Below are 508 nucleotides of genomic sequence, written 5' to 3' on the forward strand. Positions count from 1 at the left end.
CGGACATTTCCACTATCACCGATTTCAACCCGGCGGAGGACAAGTTCGCCTTCGATGCGGTGGGCCTCTACAACGACGGTTTTGGCGCGAACTTCGTCAACAACGCCAGCATACAGTCCGGCTACCCGGTGAGCAGCTTCTACAGTGGTGCGGCCTCGGGTGCGAACGGCGAACACGTCGTGGTGATCACTGGCGAATCTTTCAACTCTGCTTCTGAAGCCGCGAGTGCGATCTCCGGCGAGCACGCCGGCGACATCATTGTCTACCAAAGCAGCTACACCGACAGAGTCGCAACTCTGGCCTATGTCACCGCCGACAACAGCGCGCATGAGTTCGTCCACCTGGGCGGTGTGGTCACCGTGGCCGACCTAGGCCTGACCGCGTCGGACTTCACCTTCGTTTGATCCAGAAAACCCATACGGAACAGCGCCCCGCCCCCCTGGGCGGGCGCTTTCCGTTTCCGCTACTTGCGATGGGCCGGGGCGCCCGGGAGCAGTCGCAGCGTGTA

General features: G+C 61.8%; 1 pseudogene. It reads left to right on the top strand.

From position 1 onward, the window contains the following. Nucleotides 1-404 (top strand): annotated as a pseudogene (locus tag NKH43_RS35270) (calcium-binding protein); the annotation flags it as partial. Nucleotides 405-508 lie beyond the last annotated feature (104 nt).

This window comes from Mesorhizobium sp. M1163 (assembly GCF_040318415.1).
GTDB lineage: Bacteria > Pseudomonadota > Alphaproteobacteria > Rhizobiales > Rhizobiaceae > Mesorhizobium.